This is a genomic window from Kitasatospora sp. NPDC023118, assembly GCF_055560875.1.
On the sequence record NZ_JBVHHW010000003.1, the window covers coordinates 19823 to 39121 of the forward strand.

Annotated in this window: 23 protein-coding genes, 1 tRNA gene and 1 riboswitch; of the genes, 17 read left to right on the forward strand and 7 right to left on the reverse strand. The window is 73.7% G+C overall.

Annotation, left to right across the window (positions count from 1 at the left end; all coding sequences use genetic code 11):
- Positions 1–31 precede the first annotated feature (31 nt).
- The 3 genes from ACZ3UD_RS04470 (at position 32) to ACZ3UD_RS04480 (ending at position 2721) form a co-directional block, all read left to right on the forward strand.
- A tRNA-Met gene (locus tag ACZ3UD_RS04470) sits at positions 32–105 on the forward strand.
- A 199-nt stretch (positions 106–304) separates the two neighbouring features.
- Positions 305–1126: a hypothetical protein gene (locus tag ACZ3UD_RS04475; protein WP_465582106.1), complete on the forward strand. Its 822-nt coding sequence runs from the start codon at positions 305–307 to the stop codon at positions 1124–1126.
- A 410-nt stretch (positions 1127–1536) separates the two neighbouring features.
- On the forward strand, positions 1537–2721 hold the full coding sequence (locus tag ACZ3UD_RS04480; RefSeq protein ID WP_465582108.1) for a hypothetical protein: 1185 nt from the start codon (positions 1537–1539) through the stop codon (positions 2719–2721).
- Here the strand turns inward: ACZ3UD_RS04480 and ACZ3UD_RS04485 are convergent.
- From ACZ3UD_RS04485 to ACZ3UD_RS04500, 4 genes are all read right to left on the reverse strand, one after another.
- Positions 2718–3161 (reverse strand): GNAT family N-acetyltransferase, encoded by a 444-nt coding sequence (locus ACZ3UD_RS04485; protein ID WP_465582110.1) that lies wholly within the window; start codon positions 3159–3161, stop codon positions 2718–2720. The two genes, ACZ3UD_RS04480 and ACZ3UD_RS04485, sit on opposite strands and share 4 nt — an antisense overlap.
- 26 nt (positions 3162–3187) lie before the next feature.
- Positions 3188–3943 carry a hypothetical protein gene (locus ACZ3UD_RS04490; protein WP_465582112.1) on the reverse strand — a complete coding sequence of 252 codons (756 nt, stop codon included), beginning with the start codon at positions 3941–3943 and terminating at the stop codon, positions 3188–3190.
- Positions 3944–4031: 88 nt separating this feature from the next.
- Positions 4032–4769, reverse strand: coding sequence for a sensor domain-containing protein (locus ACZ3UD_RS04495; protein ID WP_465582114.1), 738 nt, complete (start codon positions 4767–4769; stop codon positions 4032–4034).
- 123 nt (positions 4770–4892) lie between these two features.
- On the reverse strand, positions 4893–5471 hold the full coding sequence (locus tag ACZ3UD_RS04500; RefSeq protein ID WP_465582116.1) for a GNAT family N-acetyltransferase: 579 nt from the start codon (positions 5469–5471) through the stop codon (positions 4893–4895).
- Between the two features lie 42 nt (positions 5472–5513).
- Between ACZ3UD_RS04500 and ACZ3UD_RS04505 the strand changes: the two genes are divergently transcribed.
- Positions 5514–6404 carry a hypothetical protein gene (locus tag ACZ3UD_RS04505; protein WP_465582118.1) on the forward strand — a complete coding sequence of 297 codons (891 nt, stop codon included), beginning with the start codon at positions 5514–5516 and terminating at the stop codon, positions 6402–6404.
- 95 nt (positions 6405–6499) lie between these two features.
- On the opposite strand, the gene ACZ3UD_RS04510 is transcribed toward ACZ3UD_RS04505, so the two are convergent.
- The gene (locus ACZ3UD_RS04510) at positions 6500–7348 is read right to left on the reverse strand and encodes a M23 family metallopeptidase (RefSeq protein ID WP_465582120.1); all 849 of its coding nucleotides are present in this window, start codon (positions 7346–7348) and stop codon (positions 6500–6502) included.
- Positions 7349–7360: 12 nt separating this feature from the next.
- Positions 7361–7519: riboswitch (cyclic di-AMP (ydaO/yuaA leader) on the reverse strand.
- Positions 7520–7715: 196 nt separating this feature from the next.
- Here ACZ3UD_RS04510 and ACZ3UD_RS04515 point away from each other — a divergent pair.
- The 11 genes from ACZ3UD_RS04515 (at position 7716) to ACZ3UD_RS04565 (ending at position 16607) form a co-directional block, all read left to right on the forward strand.
- Entirely contained in the window at positions 7716–8006 is a 291-nt protein-coding gene (locus ACZ3UD_RS04515) for a YiaA/YiaB family inner membrane protein (RefSeq protein ID WP_465582122.1), read from the forward strand.
- Positions 8007–8064: 58 nt separating this feature from the next.
- Complete coding sequence (locus ACZ3UD_RS04520) at positions 8065–8925, forward strand: alpha/beta fold hydrolase (RefSeq protein WP_465582124.1); 861 nt, start codon at positions 8065–8067, stop codon at positions 8923–8925.
- 46 nt (positions 8926–8971) lie between these two features.
- Positions 8972–9553: a TetR/AcrR family transcriptional regulator gene (locus tag ACZ3UD_RS04525; RefSeq protein ID WP_465582126.1), complete on the forward strand. Its 582-nt coding sequence runs from the start codon at positions 8972–8974 to the stop codon at positions 9551–9553.
- Positions 9554–9685: 132 nt separating this feature from the next.
- Positions 9686–10846: a PP2C family protein-serine/threonine phosphatase gene (locus tag ACZ3UD_RS04530; RefSeq protein WP_465582128.1), complete on the forward strand. Its 1161-nt coding sequence runs from the start codon at positions 9686–9688 to the stop codon at positions 10844–10846.
- A 197-nt stretch (positions 10847–11043) separates the two neighbouring features.
- Entirely contained in the window at positions 11044–12270 is a 1227-nt protein-coding gene (locus ACZ3UD_RS04535) for an ATP-binding protein (RefSeq protein WP_465582825.1), read from the forward strand.
- 49 nt (positions 12271–12319) lie between these two features.
- A complete protein-coding gene (locus tag ACZ3UD_RS04540; protein WP_380609090.1) occupies positions 12320–12733 on the forward strand; it encodes a roadblock/LC7 domain-containing protein in 414 nt (137 codons plus the stop codon).
- Entirely contained in the window at positions 12730–13077 is a 348-nt protein-coding gene (locus ACZ3UD_RS04545; RefSeq protein ID WP_393037807.1) for a DUF742 domain-containing protein, read from the forward strand. Before ACZ3UD_RS04540 ends, ACZ3UD_RS04545 begins: the two co-directional genes overlap by 4 nt.
- Positions 13055–13681 carry a GTP-binding protein gene (locus tag ACZ3UD_RS04550; RefSeq protein WP_465582131.1) on the forward strand — a complete coding sequence of 209 codons (627 nt, stop codon included), beginning with the start codon at positions 13055–13057 and terminating at the stop codon, positions 13679–13681. Before ACZ3UD_RS04545 ends, ACZ3UD_RS04550 begins: the two co-directional genes overlap by 23 nt.
- Positions 13678–15162, forward strand: a complete 1485-nt coding sequence (locus ACZ3UD_RS04555) for a cytochrome P450 (RefSeq protein WP_465582133.1) — start codon at positions 13678–13680, stop codon at positions 15160–15162. The genes ACZ3UD_RS04550 and ACZ3UD_RS04555 overlap by 4 nt, the downstream gene beginning before the upstream one ends.
- The gene (locus tag ACZ3UD_RS04560; RefSeq protein ID WP_465582135.1) at positions 15147–16250 is read left to right on the forward strand and encodes a cytochrome P450 family protein; all 1104 of its coding nucleotides are present in this window, start codon (positions 15147–15149) and stop codon (positions 16248–16250) included. Before ACZ3UD_RS04555 ends, ACZ3UD_RS04560 begins: the two co-directional genes overlap by 16 nt.
- 99 nt (positions 16251–16349) lie before the next feature.
- Positions 16350–16607, forward strand: coding sequence for a hypothetical protein (locus tag ACZ3UD_RS04565; RefSeq protein ID WP_465582137.1), 258 nt, complete (start codon positions 16350–16352; stop codon positions 16605–16607).
- A gap of 54 nt (positions 16608–16661) precedes the next feature.
- Here the strand turns inward: ACZ3UD_RS04565 and ACZ3UD_RS04570 are convergent, their stop codons facing one another.
- The gene (locus ACZ3UD_RS04570) at positions 16662–17471 is read right to left on the reverse strand and encodes an isocitrate lyase/PEP mutase family protein (RefSeq protein WP_465582139.1); all 810 of its coding nucleotides are present in this window, start codon (positions 17469–17471) and stop codon (positions 16662–16664) included.
- 11 nt (positions 17472–17482) lie between these two features.
- Positions 17483–17974: a carboxymuconolactone decarboxylase family protein gene (locus ACZ3UD_RS04575; RefSeq protein ID WP_465582141.1), complete on the reverse strand. Its 492-nt coding sequence runs from the start codon at positions 17972–17974 to the stop codon at positions 17483–17485.
- 188 nt (positions 17975–18162) lie between these two features.
- Here ACZ3UD_RS04575 and ACZ3UD_RS04580 point away from each other — a divergent pair, with 188 nt between their 5' ends.
- Together ACZ3UD_RS04580 and ACZ3UD_RS04585 are read left to right on the forward strand one after the other, a co-directional pair.
- Positions 18163–18942, forward strand: a complete 780-nt coding sequence (locus ACZ3UD_RS04580) for an NRDE family protein (RefSeq protein WP_465582143.1) — start codon at positions 18163–18165, stop codon at positions 18940–18942.
- Between the two features lie 92 nt (positions 18943–19034).
- Entirely contained in the window at positions 19035–19271 is a 237-nt protein-coding gene (locus tag ACZ3UD_RS04585) for a hypothetical protein (protein ID WP_465582145.1), read from the forward strand.
- The last annotated feature ends 28 nt before the right edge of the window (positions 19272–19299 follow it).

Sequence of the window (19299 nt, forward strand, 5' to 3'; positions counted from 1 at the left end):
GGCGACTTCCCCGTATTGTTGTGTTCACCGACGCGGGGTGGAGCAGCTCGGTAGCTCGCTGGGCTCATAACCCAGAGGTCGCAGGTTCAAATCCTGTCCCCGCTACTCAGTAGCCGAAAGGCCCGGAGGATCCGTCCTCCGGGCCTTTCGCATTTCCCGGGTACGGGCAGAGCACGGTCCTGCCACGAACCTGTAACGGGGGTCGATTTCAAGATCTGCTGTCCGGGGGCTGAACCATACTGCTGAGGCAGAATTCATCCAGTTGGGGGCGGCCGGGCCGTGCCCCGGGACAAGGAACCACCTCATGCTGTCGAAGCGCCTGGTCAGCACCGCCGCGATCTGCCTTCTGCTCGGAGCGGGCACCGCCGCTTGCGGCGACAACAAGGACAAGGGCGCGGACAAGGCCGCCGCCCCCGCGACCAGCGCCGCCGCGACCCCCAGCGCGACTCCGACCCCCACGCCCACGGTGGCCAAGCTCGACACCGACAAGCTGAGCGCGCAGGAGATCGAGAAGCAGGCGAAGGACGCGCTGGCCTCGGCCACCTCGGTCAAGATCTCCGGCAAGATGGCGTCCGACGAGGGCACCATGACCATCGACATGGTGATGGACACCAAGGGCCGGTGCCAGGGCACCATCGCCATGCCCGGCATGGGCTCCTTCGAAATGATCAGCGACGGCAAGTCGTACTTCATGAAGCCGGACGCGCAATTCTGGAAGACCTTCGGCGGCCCGAAGGGCGACGCCGTCGCGGAGTTCAAGGGCCGCTACCTCACCGGGTTCCAGAACGACCCCAAGATGAAGGACATGGCCGACTTCTGCAAGCTCAACGACGCGAGCAACCAGATGCTGAACGACGGGTCGAGCACCCCCAGCAAGGGCAGCGCCGGCACCGTCAACGGGGTCAAGACCTTCAGCCTCAAGGAGAAGGACGACCAGGGCGAGGAGTCGATCCTGCACATCGCCACCGAGGGCAAGTTCTACCCGGTGCGGATGGAGAAGACCACCGGCAAGGACCAGGGCCAGATCGACTTCACCGACTACGACAAGCCGGTCACCATCCAGGCGCCGTCGCCCGACAACGTGATCGACTACACCAAGTTCCAGGAGAAGGTGAAGAGCGCCTGATCGCCTGCCTCGAATAATCCGTTGCCCTCCCGCCGGTGGGCTGCCTACAGTGGCGGCACACTGAAAGGAGGTGATCCTGAATTGAGTTCCATCAGGATGCGTGAGGTGGCTGCTCGCTAGAGCCGCCCCTGCCTGCGCAGGGTGAGGCCCTGAGGCCTCCGGCAGGCGAAATCCACAGCAGTCACCCGGCCCGCGGGCTCACCGGTACATCCCCGGTGCCTCGGCGCCAGGCCAGTGCACGGGCCGGCGTCGAGGAGCAGCCCGCGGGCCGTCTGCGTTTCCGGGCACCGGCCCGTCGTAGCCGGGCCGCTCCCGAGGCGTTCCCGTGGTGGGACCGCGGCGCTAGAGTCGGCGCGGCCCCACGGGAACGACGGGGCGCAGCGGAGCGGCGCGGACACTGGGGGTGGGCCATGGCGAAGGCGCGACGGGTCGGCACGTCGGCGCTGCGGGCGGCGCAGCGGGCGGCCGCCGGGGTGCTCGGCGGGACGGGACTGCTCGGGCTGCTGCTGTTCGCACTCGGCCGGGAGCACACCTGGCAGGCGCTCGGCGGCGGGCTGGTGGTGGCCGGGGCCTCGACGGTGGTCGGCGGTGCGCTGGGCTTCCTGTTCGGGGTGCCCCGGGTGAAGAGCGGCTCCGGCGAGCCGCAGGGTTCGTACGCGCCGAACACCAACCTGGAGCAGGTGTCGGACTGGCTGACCAAGGTGCTGCTGGGCGTCGGGCTGACCCAGCTCGGTTCGCTCGGTGAGCGTCTGCACCAGCTCGGTACGGCGCTGGCGCCCGCGCTCGGCGGGGAGGACGCGGCGGTGCCGTTCGCGGCCGCGCTGGTGCTGTACTTCCTGGTCCTCGGCTTCCTGGCCGGCTGGCTGGTGACCCGGCTCGCGCTGCCGCAGGTGCTGACCGACGCGGACCAGGCGCTGGACCTCTTCCTGGCCGGGCAGGACCGCGACCGGCACGGCGACAAGGTGGGCGCGGACGACCTGCGGGTGCGCGCGATGCGGCACCTCGGGCTGCTCGGCGGCAGTGCCGAGCAACCGGCAGCGCTGGCCGCGCAGTTGCCGCCGTCCTCGGGTTCCCCCGCCGGGCCTGAGGGCGTGGTCGCCGAGGTCCGCTCCACCGCGAAGCGCTCGGCGCTGACCGCCGGCCAGGTGCGGGACCTCTTCGCGGACGGCTCCGAGGGCCGCCGGATCCAGGCGCTCGCGCTGATGCAGGGCGACCCGTCGCTGGCGGACCTGCCGAGCGTGCTGGACGCGATCGAGCACCCGCGCTCGGGCTTCGAGCAGTACCACGCGCTGCTGGCCGCCCGGGGCCTGCTCTCCCGGCTGCCCGGCACCGAGGCGCAGCGGCTGCGGGACGCGGTGGCGGCGCAGTTGGTCGACCCGCAGGGGATTCCGTACGGGTCGGACCGTAGTTGGCTGGCGGAGAAGATCCTGTCCCGGCTGCAGGTGGCGGCCTTCGTCCCGGCGCAGGCTTCGCCGCCTTCGTCGGCGGCCCGGCCCGCTCCGCCGGTACCGTCAGCGCCGTCGACACCGTCGACGCCGTCGGCACCGTCGACGCCGTCGGCACCGCCCGTTCCGCCGGCCGGTGACAACTCCTAGACGGTGAAGCGCAGTTCGGGCTGCGGCCAGGGGGTCTTGGCCCGCGGCGGGCGGGTGCCGGTGCGCTCGGCGCCCAGTTGCCGGTAGAAGCCCTCGGCGGGCGGGTGCGAGACGACCTTGACCGCCGAGATCCCGGCCTCGCGGGCGCGGTCGAGCATGTCGGCGATCAAGTGCCGTCCGATGCCGAGCCCCTGGGCCTCGTCCGCGACGAACATCAGGTCCAGCTCGGCCGGTTCGCGGATCAGCGCGCAGAAGCCGAGCAGCCGGCCGTCGTCGGTCACGGCCATCCGGACCTCGTGGCGCTCCACGTAGTCGGGCGTCACGACGTAGCCGTCGATCATCGCGAAGTACGCGCCGCGGTAGGCGCTGGAGGCCTGGATCAGCGCGGTGAGCCGGTCGGCGTCGGCCGGCCCGGCGGGCCGGATCGTGGTCTCGCTCATGCGAGCGAGTATAGGACCAAACCGGACTAGTGACTATTACCGATCCGGCTGTCGCCCAGCTCCCGGCGGCGGTGGTCGGCGGCCCGCAGCACCAGCACCCGGCGGGGGCGGCCGTCCCCGCGGGGGACGCGGCGGACCTCGCTGGATATCCGGTGCTCGCCGAGCGCGTACCGCAGCCGGTCGAGGTGCCCGCAGCGGCGCCCGTACCCGTCGTACAGCGGCTGGACGCGGACCTCGCCGTCCGCGGCGGTGACCCGGACCAGCTCGGCCAGTGCGGCCAACTGACGCTCGGGGCCGAACAGTTCGGGGTAGGCGAAGAGCAGGTAGCCGCTCAGGGTGAGGGCGAAGGCGCCGTCCGCGAAGGGCAGTCGGGGCAACGCGGCGGCCACGTACCGCTGCGGGTGGGCGGCCGAGTCGGCGGTGAACAGTCGGCGGGCGCGGTCCCAGCTGCGCAGGTAGCGCTCCGACCGGCAGCGGCCGGTCGCCGGGTACAGGTGCGGGCGGGCCGCCATCGCGGCGGCCATCGAGTCCCGGGCCGCCAGGGCGCGGTCCGCCACCTCGGGCAGCGGCAGGGCGTACGCCGGGTCGGCGGCGATCACCCGGCAGCCCAGCTCACGCGCCTCGGCGGCCAGGCCCGCCGCGCCGCCGGGGCAGTCCAGCAGCGGCCCGGGCAGGGCGGCGAGCAGGGCGCGGGTGAGGCCGAACATGGCGCAGTACTCGTCCAGCGGACGGGAGGTGATCAGGATGTCGGGGTTCGGCGCGGAGGTGCGTGCGGCGGCCACCCGGCCATCCGAACACGGGCCGGCCCCGACCGCATCCGGAGCGCGGGCGGGGCCTGGACGGTGGGCGGGGCCTGGACGGTGGGCGGGTTCAGCGCCCGAGCAGGCCCAGGGCGGCGGCCCGGTTGACGTTGGTCAGGCCGCGGACCAGCTGCGCGGTCAGGAAGACCAGCAGCAGCCCGGCCACCGAGAACGCGGCGATCTGCCAGGTGCCCTCGATGTAGTGGACGTGCCGGACGTGGTCGCTGTCGGTGAAGTCGTACAGCCGGTAGCCACGCCAGTCGGTGTAGGTCGGAAAGACCCAGTGGTAGGCGGGGTAGAGCGCCATCGTCCAGCCGAGCAGCAGGAACACCAGCGTCATGGAGAAGCTGAACACCGCCCACGGGAACATCACCACCTGGTACAGCACGGCCTTCCAGCCCGCCACGTCCGCCAGCCGAGCGGTGATCGCGCCCCAGCCACCCGGACGGACCTGGCGCACCGGCGCCGAACCGGGCACGTCCAGGCCGAGCATGCCGCGCACCCGGGCCCGCTCCAGCCGGCCGAAGCCGCGGGCGACGGTGGTCAGGCTCGCCAGCACGGGCAGGCCGAGGACGGTGACGAAGGTGCCGGCTCCGAAGCAGAACATGGTGATCGCGACGGTGAAGCCGGCGATCGCCACCGGCAGGCCGGTGAGCGCGTAGCCGATCTCGCGGTAGTAGGACGCGGAGAACGGCGCCCGCCAGAACGGCGGCGGCTGCTCGGTCCGGCGGGCCCGCGCGGGGCGCGGGTCGTCGTGACCGCCCAGGACGTCCCACCCATGGTCCAGCGTGCTTCGGCTGCTGCTCATGTCCCGGCCCCCGGCCCCTCGTTCTCGCGGTCGTTCGTACTCGCTGACGTCGTACAGTCTGGCGGAACCGCAGGTCGGGGGGCATCCGGGGGACCGGCGCATCGGGGGTGGGGTTAACCCCACCTATCCTGAGGCGAGGGGGCCGGTCCACTCGTCGACGAGCAGCGAGTACAGGTACGAGTCCGACCAGACGCCGCCCTTGTGCAGGTCGTGCCGCACCCGCCCCTCCAGCTGGAAGCCGAGCCTGGTGAGCACCCTGGCGGAGGCCGTGTTGTCGACGTCGACCCGGGCGGCCAGCCGGTGCAGCCCGAGCGGGCCGAAGGCGAGCTCGCAGAGCAGCCCGGCGATCTCGCCCGCGTAGCCGCGGCCCCACACCCTGCGGCTCAGCACGTAACCGAGGTGAGCGGAGCTGTACTTGCCGAGGGTGAGGCTGGCGTGCGCGATCGGCAGCGCGTCCGCCGGGTCCTCGGCGTCCTCGCGCCGGACGACGGCGAGGCGGTAGGTGTCCCGCTCCTCGGCCATCGCCTCCTCCAGGTACAGCTCGATCTGGTCGGCGCAGGTCTCCCGGTCACGCGGCTCGAAGGGGAGGTAGCGGGTCACCTCCGGGTCGCTGTACAGCGCGTACAGCGCGTCCAGTTCCTCCGGGGTGTGGTGGTACTCGCGGATGGCGAGCCTGGGGCCGGTGAGGCGTACGGGGACCATGGCTGCCGACCCTACCCCCGTCCGACGGCTACCGTTCGGAACATGAACGACGAAGACCTGCGGCTCGCCCCGCGCACCAGGGCCGCCGACCTGCTCGACTGGGCGGCCGAGCAGGACCGCGCGCCGGTGGCCGAGGAGCCGCTGCGCACGGTGCTGGCGCTGCTGGAACTGGGCGAGGGCAGGATGCACGACGGCTGGCCCGAACTGACCTCCAACGCGGTGGAGCACCTGCTGTACGAGCGGCTCCACCTCTACGTCCAACCCGCCCCGGATGCGGACCCGCTCGCGTACGGCGACGCCGTGCGGCTGCTGATCGACCACCAGCGGGCGGCGAAGCGGCTCAACGCCAAGCGCCAGGAGCGGCTGCACGCCGAGGCCGAGTGGCAGGGCGAGGTCGCAGCCGGGCTGCTGCGCCGCGCCGACCTGGTCACCTGGCCGCGGCTGTACGCGGTGCTGCTGCACGCCCACGGCGTGGACACCGCGGACGAGGCGGCGGTGCGGAACTGGCTGGCCGGCTTCGCCGGGCTCGGCGAGGAGGAGCGGCTGGCCGGGTTCGAGGCGCTGGTGCCGACCGGCTGGCTGGACGAACCGGACGAGCAGGGCTGGGGGCCGGGCCGGGTGCTGTCGGTCGGCATGGCCACCGACGGCGCGCGGCGACTGCTGGAACAGGGCCTGATGCGGCGCAGCTACCGCAACCTGGCCGAGCTGAACGCGCTGGGGCGGCCCATGCCGGACGAACTGGCCGGGGGCTTCGGGGAGTTCGAGACGGCGGCGGCCGAGGTGGCGCTCGACCTGATCGGCGAGTGGACGGTGCCGGGGCTGCCGCGGCTGCTGGTGGAGGAGTTCCCGGAGCTCGCGCCGGAGCCGGGGGCGGAGGAGATCGACGCCTACCTGGCGCAACTGCCGGCGGAGTCGGCGGAGTCGGCGGAGTGAACGGCCGAGGGCCCCGGGTGTCCGGGGCCCTCGGCCGTCGCGTCAGGGGCTCCCGCTTCTCGTCGGGGCTCCCACCAGGAGTTCAGGGGGTTCCGTCAGGGGTTGAGGCCGCGCTGCTGGAGCCAGGTCTCCGGGTCGACCGGGGCACCGCCGCCCGGACGGACCTCCAGGTGCAGGTGCGGGCCGGTGACGTTGCCGGTCGCGCCGACCTTGCCGATCTGCTGGCCGGCACCGACCGCGCCGGAGCCCTTGATGATCGAGGAGAGGTGGCAGTACCAGATCTCGGTGCCGTCGGGCAGGGTCTCGACGATCCGGTAGCCGTACGCGCCCGACCAGCCGGCCGAGGTGATGGTGCCCTGGCCCACCGCGTGGACCGGGGTGCCGGTGTCGGCGGCGAAGTCCAGGCCGGTGTGCAGGTGGGCCCAGTAGCGGGCGCTCTGGCCGTAGTGGGCGGAGAGGTTGTAGTCCTTCACCGGCAGGGTGAGGGCGGCGGTCTTGGCGCGCTCGGTCTCGTCGGCGGCGCGCTTGGCGTCGGCCTCCTTGGCGGCGGCCTTCGCCTCGGCCTCCTTCGCGGCCTGCAGGCGGGCGCCCTCCTCGGCGGCGGTGCGCTGGCTGTCGGCCTGCTGCTGGATGCGGGCGGCGAGCGCGAGGCCGGGGTCGGCGGCGAGGGTGACCGGGGCCTCGTCCGCGGCCTCGACGGCGGGCGCGGCGGCCGGGGTGGCGGAGGCGAAGCCGGTGGCGCCCAGGGTGGCGGCGACGGCGGTGACGCCGAGCAGCGGGGAGGCCCCGCGGGTCTGACGCGGCATCCGGTGGCGGTTGGCCTCGGCCTCCGGGGCGAAGTCGTCGGTGCCGAGGGACTCGGTGCCGTCCGGGCCGGGGTGGTCGAGGAGCTGGGTACCGGCCGCGGGGCCGGCCGGGTGTGCCGGGGTGTGCGTCGACGCCACGGAGGCGCGCTCCTTTCCTTCCTTCGCGCCTACCGGGTTAGCTGACGGGTTCGGAGCAGGAAGGTCTCCTACGGCCGGGCCGGGGCCCCGCCGATTCACCCCAAGGAACGTGGTTCCCCGGCTCCCTGACCTGCCCGGAGGCCGGTCGGCGGGATTAGGCGACGGCGCACGGTGCCGTCTGGGTACGGCGTTGACGACCGCGCTGCGTTATCAAACGTTAATCCTAGGAGGCCCTGATTCCAAGCCATCCGTCCGGGACGGCTGGGGGGCAGGTGGTCGGACGTCAACGAACGACCCGTCATCCACCCAGTCTATCTGAGTACTCCTACTCATGTGCGGCCCGGCCGCGCCGCCGCATCCTGACGCCATGAGCGCACCGATGCAGTCACGCACCACGGCCGCGTACTACGTCCAGGCCGTCCTCTCGTTCGCGATCTCCGGCGGGGCCCTCGCCGCCGGGATCGCCTACCTGCCCGTCGGCGGGTGGACCAGGGCCTTCCTCGGGATCGGCCTCCTCTACACCGTCACCTCCGCCTTAACGCTGGCCAAGGTGATCCGGGACCGGCAGGAGTCCTCGGACACCGTCGCCCGGGTCGACCAGGCCCGACTGGAGAAGCTGCTCAGCGAGCACGATCCGTTCCGGGTCGAGGGGGCCTGAGCCGCCCCCGGGACACCGGGGGAAGGGGTTGACGGCTAAGGCTATTAGCCATAGCTTTATGGCTATCGGCAGCACCGACCCCGTGGAGACCACCGTGAACGGCACCATCACCCCGAGCACCCAGTACCTCGACGTCCCCGGCGGCCGGATCGCCTTCGACGACACCCGGCAGGGCGACGGCGCCCCCGTCGTCCTGCTCCCCGGAATGCTCGACAGCCGCCGCGCCTACCGGCACCTGCACCCGCTGCTCACCGCCGCCGGGCGCCGGGTCATCACCGTGGACGTGCGCGGCTTCGGCGAGTCCTCGATCGTCTGGGACGACTACAGCCCGGCCGCCGTCGCCACCGACGTCCTCGCCCTCCTCGACCACCTCGGCATCGAGCGGGCCGTCCTGGTCGGGCAGTCCTACACCGGGGCGACCGTGGTCAAGCTCGCCGGGGACGCGCCCCAGCGGGTCGCCGGAATCGCGCTGATCGACGCCTTCGTCGAGCACCGGGCCAACGCCCTGATGCGCGGCGTGATGGCCGTCATGGGCACCGCGATGGTCCACTGGCCGGCCGTCTGGGGCTTCTACCTGCGCAAGATGGCCTTCCCCGGCCCCCGGCCCGCCGACCTCGACGCGTACGTGGCCGGGCTGGTCGCCGACCTGCACACCCCCGGGCGCAAGACCGCCACCCGCGGACACGTCACCGGGGACTCCGCGCCGATCGGCTGGTGCGCGGCCGTCCGCTGCCCCTCGCTCGTCCTGATGGGCGGCAAGGACCCCGACTTCCCGGACCCGGCGGCCGTCGCCGAGCGCCAGGCCGCGGCGCTCGGCACCCGGCAGGTGATGATCGAGGGGTCCGGCCACTACCCGATGGCCGACAACCCGCAGGCCGTCGCGGACGCCCTGCTGCCCTTCCTCGCCGAGCTCGTCTGAGCCCGCCGAACCCGCCGAACCGCAGCCGTACGGAGAAACCGAACCCATGCCCCGAGTAGGACTGACCCCGGACCAGGTCGTCGACCACGCCCTCGCCCTCATCGACGAGCAGGGCGCCGAGGCCCTCACCCTGGCCTCCGTCGCCGCCCGCGCGGGAGTCGCCACCCCCTCCCTTTACAAGCACGTCAGCGGCGGCCTGACCGAACTGCGCCGGCTGATCGCCGTCCGGGTCACCGAGGAACTGGCCGACCGGCTCGCCGAGGCCGCGGTCGGCCGCAGCGGCGACGACGCCGTCACCGCCGTTCTGCGCGCCTACCAGGCCTACGCCACCGAACACCCGCACCGCTACACCGCCCTCCCCCAGGCCCCCCAACCCGACGACGACCTCACCCGCGCGGCCACCCGCCTCGTCGGGGTCATCATCGCCGTCCTCCGCTCCTACGGCCTCGACGGCCCCGAAGCCATCCACGCCGCCCGCACCGTCCGCTCCCTCGCCCACGGCTTCGCCTCCCTCTCCATCACCGGCGCCTTCCAACTCGCCGAGGACCTCACCACCACCCACAACCGCCTCGTCACCACCCTCACCACCGGCCTCCACACCTGGCCGAAGGCGGAGGAAGAGGAGTAGGACGTCGGGCCCGCCGACTTCTGACGCGGGGCGGGTGGGGGTTCGGGGGGGGTGGTGGGGGTGGACGGGCTAGTGTGGCGGGCTGACTGGTGGTCACGACAGGGGACCGCCCACGCTTGGCGGAGGTCCCGGGTGCCCGCACTGGTAGCGAGGGCGCGGCGGTGGTACGGGCAGCTGCTGGACGGGGACATACGGGCGGGGCGGGTGGCGCTGGGGGTGCTGCTCGGGGTGACGGTGGTGCTGGGGGTGCTGCCGATCCTGATGCCGTACGGGTGGCCGCCGTCGGCCCTGGTGCTGCCGGTGGTGGGTGGCGGGCTGGTGCTGCGGCGGGGGCAACTCCTGGTGCTGGTGTGCGCGGCGCTGGCGGGCAGTGTGCTGGGGGCGGTGGTGCAGGACCCGCGCGGGGTGCGGCTGGGGGTGACGGTGGTGCTGGCCGCGACGGGGGCGACGGTGCTGTCGGCGAACCGGTTCCGGCACCGGCTGGGGCTGCGCGGCACCCAGGGCGACACGATGCTGCTGGAGCTGGCCGAGCACAACCGGACGCTGTCCCGCCTCCCGGAGCGGCTACTGGACTGGCACTTCGACAGCGAGCTGGCCCCGGCCGGTGGCGCCTCCTTCTCCGGGGACTTCCTGCTCTGCGCCCACCGCCCGGAGGAGGACCTGCTGGAACTGGTGCTGGTGGACGTGTCGGGCAAGGGCAGTCGGGCGGCCGCCCGGTCGACCCACCTGTCGGGCGCCTTCGCGATGCTGCTCGGCCGGGTGCCGCCGGAGGCGTTCCTGCCGGCCGCCAACGACCACCTGGTCCGGATGGGCTGGGAGGACGACTTCGCCACCGCCGTCCACCTGGCGCTGCACCCGGCGACCGGCCGCTACCGGCTGTTCAACGCGGGCCATCCGCCGCCCGTGCGGTACTGCCGGAGGAACGGCTGGCAGTCCTCCGAGCACGGCGGCCCGGCGCTGGGCCTGGTGCCGGGCGCTCCGTACCCGCCGGTGTCCGGGCGGCTGGGGTACGGCGACTCGCTACTGCTGTTCAGCGACGGCCTGGTGGAGGTGCCGGGCCGGGACCTGGACGAGGGGGTGGGCCGGCTGCTGGCCGCCGCCGAGCCGGAGGTGCGCACCCACCGGCCGCGGCAGCAGCTGGTCCGGGGCGCGGCGAGCAGGCTGGTGCGCACCGTGGCGCAGGACGTCGCGGACGACCGGACCCTGGTGCTGGTGCGGCGGCTGGGTACGACCCCCGGACCCCGCCCGTTCCGTGACACCGTGCACACGCGCCGCTCACATCTCGGGACGTGAATCAGCCATCACCCGTACCGTCGCCCCGGGTCGGAAGGCCCTGGACGAACCATCACGGATCCCGACGGACTTCCGGGATCGGGGTCGAACGACTCGGGATTGACGGCGTATTGACTCGATATTGACGAGATCCGGTCACTTGGCGAGATCCGTTCACACCTACGTAGGATCATCACCCTAGAATTCGCGGCGTGACGATGACTCAGTGGTCCGTAACGGCAACCGGCGTACTCGCCGTCCTCGCCCTCGTGGCCGCCGCGCGGTACCGCGCCGTGTCCGTCACCCACCGCGGCCGGGCCGACCGGCTGCAGGACGAACTCACCCGGCTCCAGGACCAGCTGACCGCCGAACTCTCCCGCCGGGGCGCCGACCTGGCCGCCGTCCAGCAGGAGCAGGAGCTCACCGCCTCCACCCAGCGGGCCTTCCTCAGCGTCGCCCGCCGCATCCTCGTCATGGCCCACGACCAGCAGGCGCTGCTCGACGAGATGGAGCGCACCCACGACGACCCGGCCCTGCTGGAAGGCCTGCTCAAGGCCGACCACGCCGCCGCCCAACAGGCCCGGCTGGCCCAGACCCTGGCCGTCCTGTGCGGTGCCCGGGCCGGACGGCACTGGCCGGAACCGGTCACGCTGGAGGACGTGGTGCGCGGCGCCCAGTCGCGGATCCTGCCGTTCCAGCGGGTGGCGGTCCGCAGCCGGATCGAGACCGCGGTGGTCGGCGCCGCCGCCGAGGCGCTGATCCACGCCATCGCCGAGCTGCTGGACAACGCCACCCGCTACTCCCCGCCCAGCACCCAGGTGTTCGTCACCCTGATGCCGGTGCACAACGGCGCGGTGATCGAGATCGACGACGGCGGCGTCGGCATGCCGGAACAAGCCGTCGCCAAGGCCGCCGCCGCGCTCGCCGGCGGCAGCACCCTGGAGGTCTCCCGGCTCGGCGAGGTACCGCAGTTGGGCCTGGCCGCCGTCGGCCGGCTCGCCGAGCAGTACGGCTTCCGGGTCACCCTCAGCTCGGCGCCCTCACCGTACGGCGGCGTGCGCGTCGTCATACTGCTGCCGAACGCCCTGCTCACCGAGCCGCTGCCGCCCACCGTCCCCGGCCTCGGACCGGACGACCGGGCGTTCAGCCCCGGCCCCCGGCCGGCCGCTCCCGCCGGCCACCCGACGGCCGGCCACCCGTTGGTGGAGACCCCACCCACCGGCCGGCCCCCCGCCACCGGCGACACCCCGCCGCCGCTGCCCCGCCGAAGCCACCGGCGCGACCGTGCGAACCGGCCCGCCCAGCACGCCGCTCCCCCGCCGCCCGCCCCGCCGTACCGCTCGGCCCAGGACGCGCAGGCGTTCATGGCCATGTTCCAGGCCGGGACCGCCAGCGGCCGATCGGCCGCCCGGGCCAGGGCCCAGACCCCGCCCGGCCCCCACTGACCCTTCCCGCCCTGCCTCCCCCGACTTCCCCAGCCCTCCGGAGAGTTCCATGACCACCACCCCTGATCTCGGCTGGCTGCTCGCCGACATCATCGCCGTCCCGCAGGTCCAGCACGCCGTCGTCGTCTCCAACGACGGCCTGGAGATCGGCCGCAGCGCCGACATCCCCCGCGAGGACGCCGAACGGCTCGCCGCCGCCTGCTCCGGACTGCAGTCGCTGGCCCGCGGCGTCGCGGCGGGCTTCGGCGGACCGGGCAGCGCCACCCGCCAGATCATCATCGAGTACGGCGGCGGCTACCTCTTCATCGTCGCCGCCGGGGCCGGCGCGCACCTGGCCGTGGTGACCAGCGAGGCGGTGGACGCCGGGCTGGTCGCGTACCAGATGCAGGTCCTGGTCGAGCGGATCGGAACCCACCTCACCAGCCCGCCGCGGGTCGACCACGCGGCGGGGGGCCACCGGTGAACGGGCCCGTCCGGCCCTACGTCATCACCGGCGGGCGCAGCCGCCCCACCCGGGCCGACCTGGCCATCGAGAGCCTGGTCAGCGCGTTATCGGACCCCCCGGAACTGCCCGAGCACGTTCTGCTCAACCGCGAGCACCGGCGCATCCTCGGGCTCTGCCACAGCCTGCTCTCCGTCGCCGAGGTGGCGGCCCACCTGGGGCTGCCGCTCGGCGTCGTCAAGGTGCTGGTCGGCGACCTCTGGGACCTCGGCGCCGTGCAGGTGCTCCCGCCCGTCCCGCAGGCCGAACGCCTGCCCACAACCCTCCTGGAAGAGGTGCTCGTTGGCCTCCGCCAACTCCGCTGAAGCCCCCGCCGACGTACCGGCCGAGCCGCAGTACCTGCCAGCCTCGGTGCAGGGCGCGGTGAAGATCCTGGTCACCGGCCCGTTCGGGGTCGGCAAGACCACCCTCGTCGGCTCGCTCAGCGAGATCACCCCGCTGCGCACCGAGGAGACCATGACCGCCGCCAGCAGCGGCGTGGACGACCTGACCGGGCGCAGCGGCAAGACCACCACCACGGTCGCGCTGGACTTCGGCCGGATCACGCTCAACTCCCGGCTCGCGCTGTACCTGTTCGGCACGCCCGGGCAGCAGCGGTTCTGGCCGCTGTGGGACGACCTGTCACGCGGGGCGCTCGGCGCCATCGCGATGGTCGACCTGCGGCGGCCGGACGAGAGCTTCGACGTGCTCGGCCGGCTGGAGGAGCATCGCATCCCCTTCGCGGTGGCGGTCAACACCTTCCCGGACACGCCGGCTTACCCGGAGGAGGAGCTGCGCTCGGCGCTGGACGTGCTGCCCGAGGTGCCGATCCTCTACTGCGACGCGCGTGACCGGCGGCAGTCCTACGACCTGCTGATCGACTTCGTGGACCACCTGCACCGCAGCTCACTCCTGGAGCTGCGGCGATGACCGCCGCCGAGCCGCCGCAGGCCGCCGGCTGCCCGGTCGCGCACGGCGGGGCCCCGTACGGCGCGGCCGCGTACGGCGGCGGGCTGCCGGTCGGCGTGCCGCTGACCCCGCTGTACGGGCAGGCCGTCGCCGACGACCCGCACGGCCTGTACGCCCGGCTGCGCGAGCGCTACGGGCCGGTCGCGCCCATCGAGCTGGAACCCGGGGTGGAGGCCTGGCTCGTCCTCGGCTACGGCGAGCTGCTCGAACTCACCCGCAACGAGGCCCTGTTCTCCAAGGACTCGCGGCACTGGCGGGTGCCCGCCGAGGGGCGGCTCGCCCCCGACTCGCGGCTCCAGCCGATGACCACCTGGCGGCCCACCCTGCTCAACCTGGACGGCGCCGAGCACCAGCGGCTGCGCGCCGCCGTCTCGGACACCCTGGCCCAGATCGACCACCGACAGCTGCGCGAGACCACCGAGGCCGCCGCCGACGGCCTGATCGACAGCTGGGGCCCGGACGGCACCGCCGACCTGATCGGCCAGTACGCCCGGGCGCTGCCGCTGCTGGTCTCCACCCAGCTGGTCGGCCTGCCCACCGGGGCCGGGCCGCGGATGATCGAGCTGATCAGCCACTTCGTGGACAGCGGGCCCGAATCGGTGCGCGCCGCCGGGGAGTTCCAGGAGATCCTGGCCGACCTGGTGCGCAGCCGCCGATCCGCGCCCAGCGCCGACCTCACCTCCTGGCTGCTCGCCCACCCGGCCGGGCTGACCGACGAGGAGGCGGTGCACCACCTGGTGGTGCTGATGGTCGCGGGCAACGAGACCTGCATCAACTGGGTCGGCAACACCCTGCGGCTACTGCTGACCGACCGGCGCTTCCGGGCCACCCTCACCGGCGGACGGCTGACCGTCTCCGACGCGCTGGAGGAGGTGCTCTGGCGCGACCCGCCGACGCAGAACTTCCCCGGCCGCTGGGCCACCGGCGACACCGTGCTCGGCGGCCAGTACATCAGCGCCGGCGACATGCTGGTGCTCGGCCTGGCCGCGGCCAACGCCGACCCGGCCGCCCAGGGCGCCGCATCCGCCGTCCAGGGCTCGCTCGGCGGCAACCGGGCGCACCTCGCCTGGGGCGCGGGCCGGCACGTCTGCCCGGCCCAGCACCCGGCGCGGATCATCGTCGAGACCGCCGTCGAGACCCTGCTGCACCGCCTGCCGGACCTCCAACTCGCCGTCCCGGCGGGCGAACTGGCCTGGCGGCCGTCCCCGTGGTCGCGGGCGCTGGTCGCCCTGCCGGTGCTGTACAGCGCCTTCACCCCGCCCCGTCCGCCCGCCCCCGAGAGGCCCGCATGGACACCCCCGACGGCTCCCCCGGAGCCCGCCCCGAACCCGTCCGGCTCGACCCCTTCGGCCGCGACCAGCACGGAGAGAACGCCCGGCTCCGGGCAGCCGGCCCAGCGGTCCTGGTGGAACTCCCTGGTGGGGTGGTGGTCTGGGCGGTAACCCACCACGACACCCTGCAGTCGCTGCTGGCCGACCCCCGGGTCGGCAAGGACGCCCGGCTCTGGACGGACTTCCGGGAGGGGCGGCTGCCGGAGGGCTGGCCGCTGCTCAACTTCGTCACCGTTCCGGGCATGGTCACCGCCGACGGCGAGGACCACCGGCGGCTGCGCGGGCTGGTCAGCCAGGCCTTCACCCCGCGCCGAATAGCCGCGCTGGCGCCCGCGATCGAGGCCCGGACGGTCTCGCTGCTCGACTCGCTCGCCGAAGTGGCGAAGCAGGAGGGCGGGTTCGACCTGCGCGAGCACTTCGCCTACCCGCTGCCGATGCAGGTGATCGGCGAGCTGCTCGGCCTGGCGGTGGAGCAGCAGGACGAACTGCACGCGCTGTCCGACACCCTGGTCTCCAGCTCGGCCACCCCGGCCGCGGCCGTCGCCGCCCAGCGGGACCTGAACGCGCTGCTGGCCTCGGTGGTGGCGGCCAAGCGGGCCGAGCCCGGCGACGACCTGACCACCGACCTGATCGCCGCCCGGGAGGCGGGGGAGGGGCTCAGCGAGGCCGAACTCGTCGGCACCCTGCTGCTGATGCTGGTGGCCGGGCACGAGACCACGCTCAACCTGATCACCAACGCGGTACGGGCCCTGCTCGCCCACCCCGACCAGCTGCGGCTGGTCCTGGACGGCGCGCAGCCGTGGTCGGCGGTGGTGGAGGAGACGCTGCGCCACGACTCGCCGGTCGGCCAGTTCCCGCTGCGCTACGCGAGCGAGGACATCGAGGTCGGCGGCGTGGTGATCCGGCGCGGCGAGGCGCTGCTCGCCTCGTACGCGGCCGCCGGACGCGACGCCGGGCACTACCCGGACGCCGACCGCTTCGACCTGACCCGGCAGCCCGCCCGGCACCTGTCGCTGGGCCACGGCCCGCACTTCTGCCTCGGCGCGGGGCTGGCCCGGCTGGAGGCGGAGACGGCGCTGCGGCACCTGTTCGAGCGGTTCCCGCAGCTGGCGGCGGCGCCGGGGCGGGTGAACGAGCCGATCGGGTCGTTCATCAGCAACAGCGTGCGGACGCTGTGGGTGACGGCCCGAGGGTTCTGAGCGTTCAGAGCTGGCGGCGTCCAGAGGGTGACGGTGTTCGGAGGGTGACGGTCCGCGCCACCCGGTTACCTGAGGGCGGCCCGGGTCGTTCGGCAGGGCATGAAGAAACTCGCCACCCTGGCCGCCCTCACCATGGCGGGCCTCGCCCTCGCCGCCCCGGCGGCCTCCGCCACCACCCAGACCGCCAGCTCGCCGGACGCCACCGGCGGCCTCACCGACGGTCTCAACCTGTCCCCCGCCGACCTCGCCCTCCAGACCGCGAGCAAGCTCCCGGTGGTCGGGCACACCGCCGACGAGGTGGAGGCCGTCGGCACCAACCAGATGTCCCACCCGGGGCTCAGCGGACAGATCGGCTGATGGTCCGGGCCGGCTGGCCGACCCCTGTCCGGTCAGCCGGTCACCCTCCGCTGCTCAGCCCTCGGAGAGAGCGTTGAGCTCCTGGTAGGTCAGTCCGCCGTCCAGGGAGGTGTACGTGCCGCTCGCGTACACCTCCTCGGCCGCGCGGCGGACCGCCGCGTACGCCGCCTTGCCCAGGCCGGGGCCCAGGCTGATCCGGGCCACGCCGAGCTTCGCCAGTTCGGCGACCGGCGGGGAGCCGGGGGCGGCCAGCACGTTCAGCGGGGCGGGGACGGCCGCGACCAGGGCGGCGATGGTCTCCGGGTCGGCGACGCCGGGGACGAACACGCCGTCCGCGCCCGCCTCGACGTACATCCGCAGCCGGCGGACCGCCTCGTCGAGCCGGCCCTCGGGCTCGCCCAGGCCGCGCAGGAACACGTCGGTGCGGCCGTTGACGAACAGGTGCACGCCCGCCGCCCCGGCCGCCGCCCGGGCGGCGGCGATCCGCTCGGCGGCCTGCTCCGGGGCGTACTCGGCGTCCTCCAGGTTCACGCCCACCGCGCCGGTGGCGAGCAGCGCGGCGACGGTCTCGCCGACCCCGGCGGCGGTGTCCGCGTAGCCGCTCTCCAGGTCCGCGGTGACCGGCAGGCCGACCGAGCGGACCACCTCGGCGGTCCGGGCCAGCACCTGGTCGCGGTCGGCGCCGCCGCCGTCCGGGCTGCCGAGCGACCAGGAGACGCTGGCGCTGGCCGTCGCCACCGCCTTCGCCCCGGCCGCGGCCACCAGCCGGGCGCTCGCCGCGTCCCAGACGTTGGCCAGCACCACCGGCTCGCCAGGGCGGTGCAGTTCCTTGAGCAGCCGGGCCCGGTCCTGCTGGGTGGTCATCTCGGCTCCGCTCACTTCGCTGCCGGGCTCATGCGGGTGGACACGCCGATCCGGTTCCAGGCGTTGATGGTGGCGATCAGGGCGATCAGCTGGGCGAGTTCGGTCTCGTCGAACTGCGCGGCGGCCTCCTGGTACACCGCGTCCGGCACGTGACCCTCGGTCAGCAGGGTGACCGACTCGGTGAGGGCCAGCGCGGCGCGCTCGCGGGCGGTGAACCAGGGGGTCTCGCGCCAGGCGGGGAGAGAGACCAGACGGTGGTCCTGCTCGCCGTTCTTGCGGGCGTCGGTGGCGTGCATGTCGATACAGAAGGCGCAGCCGTTGATCATCGAGGCGTGCACCTTGACCAGCTCGGCGATCACCGGGTCGACGCCCTGCCGGGACGCCCGGTCCACGGCGATCATGGCCTGGTAGTAGTCGGGCGCGAGCCTCGGCATCGCGAGGCGCTGCTCCGGCGCCGGAACCGGGCCGTCGGTGGTGTTCAGGGTCTCGTTCGTCGTCGTCATGACTACCAGCGTAGGAGCGCAGTGGCCTGCCGTCCTGGTGCATTCGGCGCCGGGTTCCTTGGGCCATTTCCGGTGCACGAACAGGGGTGCGATGATCACTGAGGGGGGTTACCTCCGGGATCCCCGGCAGGACTCCGGCAGGACGAGAGTAGGACTCCGGCAGGACGAGAGCAGGGGGAGACGGGACCGTGTGCACGGCGTTCGTCAGCATTGAGCCGGGGGCCGCGGTACCGGTGCTGCTGCTGTCCGTCCGGGACGAGTACCTCGGGCGCGGCTGGCTGCCGCCCGGCCACCACTGGCCGGACCGGCCCGGGCTGCTCGGCGGGCTGGACCTCGCGGCCGGCGGCACCTGGCTGGCCGTCGACCCGGCCCGGCGCACCGCCGCCTGCCTGCTGAACGGCTTCGGCCCGCTCGCCCCGGCCGACGCCCGGCTCAGCCGTGGCGAACTGCCGCTCACCGCCGTCCGGCAGGGCGGGATCGGGCACCTCGACCTCACCCCGTACGACCCCTTCCACCTCGTCCAGGTCAGCCCGGACGGCGCCCGGGTCACCAGCTGGGGCGGCGGACGGCTGGAACAGCACGAACTGCCCACCGGCCTCAGCGTGGTGGTCAACGACGGACTGGAGGGGACGGCTGCCAACCGCACCGCCTCCGAACGGATCCGGACCCTGATGGCCGCGCGCGCCGACCACTTCCGGGCCCGCTTCGCCGCCGCACCCAGACCGGAGCCGACCGCCGACGGGACGGCCGCCGGGGCCTGGGGCGAGTGGCTGCCGATCGTCACCGGCGACGGGCTGGCGCTGGACGAGGACGCCGCGCTGATCCAGCGGCGGGACTTCGGCGACGGGCGGATCTGGGGCTCCTCCTCGATCTCCCTGCTGGCCCTCGGACCGCAGCTGCTGCGCTACGACTTCGCGACCGCGCCGGTGCCGGCGGACGGGTCGGGGTGGCAGCAGGTGGTGGCATGAACCGGACGGCGCGGAAAAGGACTTGAACCTGACGCTGCGGTAGGCGGCATCGTGGGCGTCTGTCGATCCCTCGCCCCCGAAGGAGGCCAGCGATGCCCACGATGCCCACCCCGCCCGCGACGGACCGCCCCCGCCGCCCCTGCGCCCTGCTACCCGCCGTCCTCGCCGTCACCCTGCCGCTGGTGGGCGCCCCGCTCACGGTGACCGCCGGAATGCTGATCGGCGGCGCCGTGCACCGGGTGGTTCCGGCCAACGCCGTCCCGGGCGCCGTGGCCGGGGTGCTGGTCCGGCACCTCGGGGCCGGTGTCACCCAGACGTACGCTCGATGAACTTCTGGCGGCAAGGCTGCCGGGCGTC

Coding starts and splice junctions, on each gene's coding strand:
- ACZ3UD_RS04575 (WP_465582141.1), bottom strand. CDS start 17,974: ATGACGACGACGAACGAGACCCTGAACACCACCGACGGCCCGGTTCCG.
- ACZ3UD_RS04535 (WP_465582825.1), top strand. CDS start 11,044: ATGACTCAGTGGTCCGTAACGGCAACCGGCGTACTCGCCGTCCTCGCC.
- ACZ3UD_RS04525 (WP_465582126.1), top strand. CDS start 8,972: ATGCCCCGAGTAGGACTGACCCCGGACCAGGTCGTCGACCACGCCCTC.
- ACZ3UD_RS04540 (WP_380609090.1), top strand. CDS start 12,320: ATGACCACCACCCCTGATCTCGGCTGGCTGCTCGCCGACATCATCGCC.
- ACZ3UD_RS04515 (WP_465582122.1), top strand. CDS start 7,716: ATGAGCGCACCGATGCAGTCACGCACCACGGCCGCGTACTACGTCCAG.
- ACZ3UD_RS04570 (WP_465582139.1), bottom strand. CDS start 17,471: ATGACCACCCAGCAGGACCGGGCCCGGCTGCTCAAGGAACTGCACCGC.
- ACZ3UD_RS04585 (WP_465582145.1), top strand. CDS start 19,035: ATGCCCACGATGCCCACCCCGCCCGCGACGGACCGCCCCCGCCGCCCC.
- ACZ3UD_RS04500 (WP_465582116.1), bottom strand. CDS start 5,471: ATGGTCCCCGTACGCCTCACCGGCCCCAGGCTCGCCATCCGCGAGTAC.
- ACZ3UD_RS04555 (WP_465582133.1), top strand. CDS start 13,678: ATGACCGCCGCCGAGCCGCCGCAGGCCGCCGGCTGCCCGGTCGCGCAC.
- ACZ3UD_RS04565 (WP_465582137.1), top strand. CDS start 16,350: ATGAAGAAACTCGCCACCCTGGCCGCCCTCACCATGGCGGGCCTCGCC.
- ACZ3UD_RS04480 (WP_465582108.1), top strand. CDS start 1,537: ATGGCGAAGGCGCGACGGGTCGGCACGTCGGCGCTGCGGGCGGCGCAG.
- ACZ3UD_RS04505 (WP_465582118.1), top strand. CDS start 5,514: ATGAACGACGAAGACCTGCGGCTCGCCCCGCGCACCAGGGCCGCCGAC.
- ACZ3UD_RS04495 (WP_465582114.1), bottom strand. CDS start 4,769: ATGAGCAGCAGCCGAAGCACGCTGGACCATGGGTGGGACGTCCTGGGC.
- ACZ3UD_RS04520 (WP_465582124.1), top strand. CDS start 8,065: ATGGCTATCGGCAGCACCGACCCCGTGGAGACCACCGTGAACGGCACC.
- ACZ3UD_RS04475 (WP_465582106.1), top strand. CDS start 305: ATGCTGTCGAAGCGCCTGGTCAGCACCGCCGCGATCTGCCTTCTGCTC.
- ACZ3UD_RS04485 (WP_465582110.1), bottom strand. CDS start 3,161: ATGAGCGAGACCACGATCCGGCCCGCCGGGCCGGCCGACGCCGACCGG.